Below are 6698 nucleotides of genomic sequence, written 5' to 3' on the forward strand. Positions count from 1 at the left end.
GTAATTATGGGAGGATTAGTATGATTAAATTAGTCGCTTGTGATCTTGATGGCACACTTTTTAACAGTGATATGGAAGTTTCTAAAGAAAACGCAGATGCTATTCATAAAGCTCAAGAAAACGGTATCGAATTTCTAGTTGCTACTGGACGAGCACCAAAAGAATCCAAAGTTCTCTTAAAAGATGCCAATGTTCAAACAGGTTTTATAAATTTAAACGGTGCCTTAGTCTACGATGAAAATGATAATTTGATTGTTAAGCATTGTTTACAAAAAGAAAAAGCTAAAAGAATAGTTTATCTTTTGCACAAAAATAATTTTTATTTTGAAATCCTTACTAAGGATCATGTTTACTCAGAAAATATTAATGCCCGAATTTCTAATGTTGCGCACTTGATGGTGGATTTAAATCCAGGAATGACTTTTAAACAAGCAGTAGCAATTTCTGCCGGAAATAAATCTATTATGAATATTATTCAAGTTAAAAGTTTTAATTCTTTAATTAATGATACAGAAACTGAAGTAATGAAAATTATCGTGTTTGACAGTCGCGGTCGTAGTGCTTTTACAGATATTATCAAAAACATTAATAAAATGGGCCACTTAATTATTACTTCAAGTTCTGCCTCAAATATTGAAATTAATGATATCAAAGCACAAAAAGGTTTAGCATTACTCGATTATGCTGCTAAAAAAGGCATAAAACGTGACGAAATCGCCGCAATCGGTGATAATTTAAATGACGAAAGTATGATTCGAGAAGCCGGAACTGGTGTAGCAATGGGAAATGCGATTCCTGCAATTAAAAAATTAGCCCAAATCACCACTAAAACTAATAATGAAAATGGCGTGGCCTACATTCTAGAAAAATTTATTAATGACAATTTAAAGTCTAAATAATAATTTATCGAGGTGAGAATAATGCAATTCTTGCTAGAACTTAATCAAGAAAAGTCTTATGGGCAAATTCCTATTACTGGCCCTAATGGCAAAATTCAATATTTTATTCGCGGTAATTTAGATAATCCTAACCACACTCTATATCTTTCAGATCTTAATAATAATGAAATTGGTCGATTATTTACAGACGAAGCAGGTTTAATAGCCTCTTTTACTATTGATGTTATCAATCATTCATTGGTAAAAGTTAAAAAAGTTAATACTCCCCTTACTAATCTATTTTATGTAACTCGTTTAAATTATTTAGTTACTGGCAGTATAAAAAAAGGCACTTACACGTTTCGTTCAGGATTAAAAAACGTTGCAAGTGTCAAAACTATTATGGGAAATTCTGGCGTTGTTTTAGTATGTAATGTAACTCGGCCAGAAGATATTCCATTCATATTATTAATTTCAATTTTATTTACTCAGTGGCACGTAACGCCTTTGCGTTTACCAACATTTCCACCAATGAATACGAAATTTTCTACTGATCCTAATTAAACACTCTTAATCATATGATCATAACTACGATCACCAATTGTCATAGTTTTCGTAGTTTTAAAACCCTTGTGTACGTATAATCTTTGTGCACGAGGGTTTTCTTTATCTACATTTAAGCTAATTACTTTATACCCTTTATCTTTAGCAATATGAGGAGCTATATCTAATAACTTGCTAGCAATCCCTTCTCCCCAATGATTAGAAGCAACAGCCAAGGCATCAATATACCATTCATTTGGCCATGCTTCTTGATCATCAAAAATAATTGTAGAAACGGGTAAACCAACTTTTGCATATTTTTGTCTCAGCACAAAATCAATGATTTTTTGATCATAATATGAATACATATCAATCATTCCATTGGGAACATCATTTTCGTCAACATTAACCCAAATTCTTCGATACGAATAACGATAATATTCCGATATAAAACCTTGACGCATCAAATCATAAAATTGTGCTTCAGGTAATCTTTCAATACTCTTCATTTGCATTTCATCGAAGATTTGTTTCAAAATTGGATAAACAAATGGAAAATCCGATTTTCTAGCTTTTCTAATCATTTTGTATCCCCCTATTGATATTCATTCTAACAAAGAAAGACAGCTATGGATATCCCATAACTGCCTTTAAGAAAGTGATATAGATATAGATGTATCTGCCATAATTATCTTTGAGTAATAAGGAACTGGCAGAGACTGAATTTGGAGAATCTCGATCAGTGTTTGATCTCAACCTCCAGCCATTATTATACTTCTTTTAGATAAAATTACAAGGGTTATTTTAAATTATCAATAAACAAAAAAGACTCTGTATATTACAGAGCCTTTTTTATGACAGTAATTAGTCTTGGTAATTTACTAATTCTAAGTATGAATCAGGCTTAAGTGAAGCACCACCAACTAAACCACCATCGATATCAGGCTTAGCCATCAATTCTTTGACATTAGCAGGCTTTACAGAACCACCGTATTGAATACGAACGTTTTCTGCAGTTTCTTCATTGTACAAGTCCTTAACAGTTTCACGAATAGTCTTGCACATTTCTTCAGCTTGATCAGATGAAGCAGTCTTACCAGTACCGATTGCCCAGATTGGTTCATAAGCAATAACAAGTGATGAAACTTGTTCTGCAGTTAAACCATCCAAAGCAGCCTTAATTTGGCCAACTACCCATTCTTCTTGCTTGTTAGCTTCACGAGTTTCAAGTGATTCACCACAGCAAATAATTGGCTTCAAGCCATTAGCAAAGATAGCCTTAGCTTTCTTGTTAATGTCTTCATCAGTTTCGTGGAAGTAACCACGACGTTCTGAGTGACCAATAATTACGTAGTCCATACCCATTTCCTTCAAAACCTTTGGAGAGGTTTCACCAGTAAAGGCACCTTCGTCTTCGAAGTAACAGTTTTCTGCACCGATGTGCAAGTTTGAACCTTCAGCAGCTTTTCTCAAAGCATCAAGGTCAACTGCAGGAGCACAAATAAGTGATTCTACTTTACTTGGATCTGGTAAATTATCCTTAACAGCGTTAACGAACTCAGTAGTTTGTTCTGGGTTCATGTGTAACTTCCAGTTACCAGCAATAATTGGTGTACGCATTAATAATGTCCTTCCTTTATTCTACTTATCTGAGATGCAAGCAATACCTGGTAATTCCTTACCTTCAAGGTAGTTAAGTGAAGCACCACCACCAGTAGAAATGTGGCTAATCTTAGGTGCAATACCCAATTGCTTAGCAGCAGCAGTTGAGTCACCACCACCAATAATAGTAGTAGCATCAGTCAAGTCAGCTAAAGCACGACCAACTTCCAAAGTACCTTCTGCAAAGTTAGGCATTTCAAAAGCACCCATTGGGCCGTTCCAAACAACAGTCTTAGCATCCTTCAAGATTTCCTTGAATTTTTCAACAGTCTTAGGACCAATGTCAAGACCCATTTCGTTGTCAGGAATATCGTCACCAACAACTTCGTGTGAAGCATCGTTTGAGAATTCAGTTGCAGCTACGTTGTCAACTGGAAGAACGATCTTGTCGCCAGCCTTTTCCAAAAGACTCTTAGCAAGTTCAACCTTGTCTTCTTCAAACAATGACTTACCAATCTTGTGACCTTGAGCTGCTAAGAATGTGTAAGCCATACCACCACCGATTAAGATGTGGTCTGACTTAGGAATTAAGTTTTCGATAACACCGATCTTGTCTGATACCTTAGCACCACCAAGAATAGTTACGAATGGGTGAACTGGATTTTCAACAGCATCACCTAAGAACTTGATTTCCTTTTCCATCAAGTAACCTGCAGCTGCTTGCTTACCAGCTTCCTTCATAGCAGTAGCGATACCTACGTTTGATGCGTGACTTCTGTGAGCAGTACCAAATGCATCATTTACAAACATGTCGCCAAGGCTTGCCCAGTATTCGCCAAGCTTAGGATCGTTACCTGATTCACGCTTACCAAAATCGTTGTCGATATCTTGGAATCTAGTGTTTTCAAGAACAACAACATCACCATCGTTCATCTTGTCGATAGTTTCTTCAACTTCCTTACCTTCATTTGATGGTACGAAAGTTACAGGCTTCTTAAGTAATTCACTTAAACGTTCTGCAACTGGCTTTAATGACAATTCTTTCTTGTCATCATCGCTCTTAATACGACCCAAGTGACTAAGCAAAATTGCCTTACCACCATTGTCGATAATGTACTTAATAGTAGGAAGGGCAGCAACGATACGGTTGTCGTCACCAATAACGCCGTCCTTAATAGGAACATTAAAGTCTACACGAACTAAAACTTTCTTACCTTTAACATCAAGGTCTGAAACGATTAATTTAGCCATCAAAATCCCTCCGAATTTGATTTCTATTGATTATTTTTTCTTCAAAAAAAGGCGGAAGGAAGAATCTCCCTCCGCCTTCTCATTACTGCTTATCTATAATAATCAGTTAAAAACTAATAATTAAAGAGTTGCAAAGTGTAACAAAGTACGAACCATTTGGCAAGTGAATGAGTATTCGTTGTCGTACCAAGCAACAGTCTTAACTAATTGCTTGTCACCTGCAGTGGTTACCATAGTTTGAGTTGGGTCAAAGATTGAACCAGCAGTCATGTTGATTACATCGCTTGATACAATGTTATCACCGTTGTAAGCAAATGATGCACTTTCGTACTTCTTCATAGCTTCGTTAACTTCGTCAGCAGTAACCTTCTTGCTCAAGATTGATACTAATTCAGTTTCTGAACCATCTGGAACTGGAACACGTTGTGCGTGACCGTTCATCTTGCCGTTCAATTCTGGCAATACCAAGCCGATAGCCTTAGCTGAACCAGTGCTGTGAGGAATAATGTTTTCAGCAGCAGCACGAGCATCTTGAGGCTTACCACTACGTGCAGGACCATCCAAAGTCATTTGAGTACCAGTGTAAGCGTGGATAGTAGTCATAGTAGCAACTTCGATACCGAATTCCTTGTTCAATGCGTTAGCCATTGGTGCAAGTGAGTTAGTAGTACATGAAGCAGCTGAAACGATCTTGTCGTCAGCAGTCAAAGTGTCTTCGTTTACTGAGTAAACGATAGTCTTCAAGTCGTTACCTGCTGGAGCTGAGATCAATACACGCTTAGCACCTGCGTCAAGGTGAGCTTGTGACTTAGCCTTGCTAGTGTAGAAACCAGTACATTCAAGAACAAAGTCAACACCGTCGTTCTTAACCCAAGGAATGTTTTGTGCTTGTGGTTCTGCGTAAACACGGTACTTCTTACCGTCAACTACGATTGAGTCTTCAGTTGATGAAACTTCGTGGTTGAAAGTACCATGAGTAGTGTCGTACTTAAGCAAGTATGCTAACATTGCTGGAGTAGTCAAGTCGTTGATTGCAACAACTTCGATGTCCTTAGTCTTTTCGCCTAAGTCCATAATACGACGGAATGCTAAACGACCGATACGGCCGAAACCGTTAATACCAATTTTAACTGTCATAACCTAAAAGTCCTCCTTAAGAACTATAAACAACAATTTATTTTAAACAGGAATATTACTTCCTCTTTAAAATCATATTTGAGGCACCCTCATCAGTAATTAACCAGGTTTGACGAGGTGCATTAGGCATATAAGCTTTAATTGCATTCGCCTTTTTACTGCCGCATGCAAAAGCAAATATGTGAGGTATTTTCTTTAGATTTTCGAACTGTAATCCAACCTGGGTGATACGGTCGACAATCTGTCCTTGGTCATCGAAAAAACACCCGAAACATTCGGTGACCGCTTCTTTTTCACGCAGTTCAGAAAGTTTAATTGAATCATAACCTCTGCGCTTGGCCATTTCCTGAGCCAAACCAATGCCATGAATCACAGCATCACTTTGTGAAATATCTTGCAACACATCAGAAATTGAGGGCTCACGAATTAATGAACGATAGGCTGCTTCTGAAACTTGCTCTGGTAAATATAAAGCCTTATATTTACCATTTGTTTTAACAGCCATCTCCTGAACTATTGTGTTACTTTGTGTAGTAACATTTTCTCCCAGAGCTCCTCGCCCTGGAACAAATTCAAGTTGTCTATTATTTCCTAAACTAGCAGGCAAATATTTAGCAGAATTTGCTAACGCCTGACCGCCCAAAACCGTAATAATTGAATGTCCCAATGGTAAAAGCAAATCAAGTGCCGAGCTTAACGCCTCTCCCATTTCCTGATACACACGATCTTGCAAATCGGCATCTCCTGGAACAATTATCGTTCGTTCTATACCCAATTTATGAGCTAACTTCAATTCATTTTCACCAGCATTAAACAAACGATCAATTATTGGTGCTGCATCTTTTAAGGTCTTTTTGCCCTTTTCAGTTAAGAACATACCAAAGCTTTTTATTTCTATCAAACCAAGTTTTTTCAAATACTCAGTTTCTGTACGAACATTTCGCTCAGATAATCCTAAATGTTGAGCCACGTTTCTGCGTCCTACTGGCGCATTAAGTGAAATCTGCTCAAGGACAACATACCTTTGTCGGAGTATCTTTAAGACATCGGGTACAAGAGCTTCGAGCAAGGAAAAGTCCGAGTTCATAAGCTCCCTCCTCTCTTGGGACAACTTCCGACCACATCTGTGTCATTTTCCGTCCCAGACTGCTTAAAAATATAAGAGAAACGTAGTTTCTTGAACTTTTTGTCCACCACACATTTCCCATCGACACTGTTAGTATAACAATGTATTTTTTGTAATTCAAGAAAAATATGCACGATTTTAAGAATATACAAACCGAAGTG

The 6698-nt window shown here is 37.2% G+C and carries 8 protein-coding genes; 2 read left to right on the forward strand and 6 right to left on the reverse strand.

The features are described 5' to 3' along the window. Positions 1-20 precede the first annotated feature (20 nt). Positions 21-899, forward strand: a complete 879-nt coding sequence (locus JCM6256_RS06490) for a Cof-type HAD-IIB family hydrolase (protein ID WP_025080936.1) — start codon at positions 21-23, stop codon at positions 897-899. 21 nt (positions 900-920) lie between these two features. Beyond that, positions 921-1442, forward strand: coding sequence for an LURP-one-related/scramblase family protein (locus JCM6256_RS06495; RefSeq protein WP_025080937.1), 522 nt, complete (start codon positions 921-923; stop codon positions 1440-1442). On the opposite strand, the gene JCM6256_RS06500 is transcribed toward JCM6256_RS06495, so the two are convergent. The 6 genes from JCM6256_RS06500 to JCM6256_RS10770 form a co-directional block, all read right to left on the reverse strand. Beyond that, on the reverse strand, positions 1439-2005 hold the full coding sequence (locus tag JCM6256_RS06500) for a GNAT family N-acetyltransferase (RefSeq protein WP_025080938.1): 567 nt from the start codon (positions 2003-2005) through the stop codon (positions 1439-1441). The genes JCM6256_RS06495 and JCM6256_RS06500 overlap by 4 nt on opposite strands. A gap of 280 nt (positions 2006-2285) precedes the next feature. Beyond that, positions 2286-3041: a triose-phosphate isomerase gene (tpiA, locus tag JCM6256_RS06505; RefSeq protein WP_025080939.1), complete on the reverse strand. Its 756-nt coding sequence runs from the start codon at positions 3039-3041 to the stop codon at positions 2286-2288. A gap of 21 nt (positions 3042-3062) precedes the next feature. Continuing rightward, positions 3063-4274 (reverse strand): phosphoglycerate kinase, encoded by a 1212-nt coding sequence (locus tag JCM6256_RS06510; protein WP_025080940.1) that lies wholly within the window; start codon positions 4272-4274, stop codon positions 3063-3065. Positions 4275-4394: 120 nt separating this feature from the next. Continuing rightward, positions 4395-5411: a type I glyceraldehyde-3-phosphate dehydrogenase gene (gene gap / locus JCM6256_RS06515; protein ID WP_025080941.1), complete on the reverse strand. Its 1017-nt coding sequence runs from the start codon at positions 5409-5411 to the stop codon at positions 4395-4397. Positions 5412-5466: 55 nt separating this feature from the next. Then, the gene (locus JCM6256_RS06520) at positions 5467-6498 is read right to left on the reverse strand and encodes a sugar-binding transcriptional regulator (protein WP_025080942.1); all 1032 of its coding nucleotides are present in this window, start codon (positions 6496-6498) and stop codon (positions 5467-5469) included. Further along, a partial coding sequence (locus JCM6256_RS10770; RefSeq protein ID WP_025080943.1) for a hypothetical protein occupies positions 6495-6698 on the reverse strand: 204 nt, incomplete at its 5' end. The genes JCM6256_RS06520 and JCM6256_RS10770, both read right to left, overlap by 4 nt.

The organism is Lactobacillus hamsteri DSM 5661 = JCM 6256 (assembly GCF_000615445.1).
Lineage (GTDB): Bacteria > Bacillota > Bacilli > Lactobacillales > Lactobacillaceae > Lactobacillus > Lactobacillus hamsteri.

Bases quoted from the DNA above. Each gene is read 5' to 3' on its own strand.
- JCM6256_RS06490 (WP_025080936.1), top strand. From the start codon at position 21: ATGATTAAATTAGTCGCTTGTGATCTTGATGGCACACTTTTTAACAGT.
- JCM6256_RS06495 (WP_025080937.1), top strand. From the start codon at position 921: ATGCAATTCTTGCTAGAACTTAATCAAGAAAAGTCTTATGGGCAAATT.
- JCM6256_RS06500 (WP_025080938.1), bottom strand. From the start codon at position 2,005: ATGATTAGAAAAGCTAGAAAATCGGATTTTCCATTTGTTTATCCAATT.
- tpiA (WP_025080939.1), bottom strand. From the start codon at position 3,041: ATGCGTACACCAATTATTGCTGGTAACTGGAAGTTACACATGAACCCA.
- JCM6256_RS06510 (WP_025080940.1), bottom strand. From the start codon at position 4,274: ATGGCTAAATTAATCGTTTCAGACCTTGATGTTAAAGGTAAGAAAGTT.
- gap (WP_025080941.1), bottom strand. From the start codon at position 5,411: ATGACAGTTAAAATTGGTATTAACGGTTTCGGCCGTATCGGTCGTTTA.
- JCM6256_RS06520 (WP_025080942.1), bottom strand. From the start codon at position 6,498: ATGAACTCGGACTTTTCCTTGCTCGAAGCTCTTGTACCCGATGTCTTA.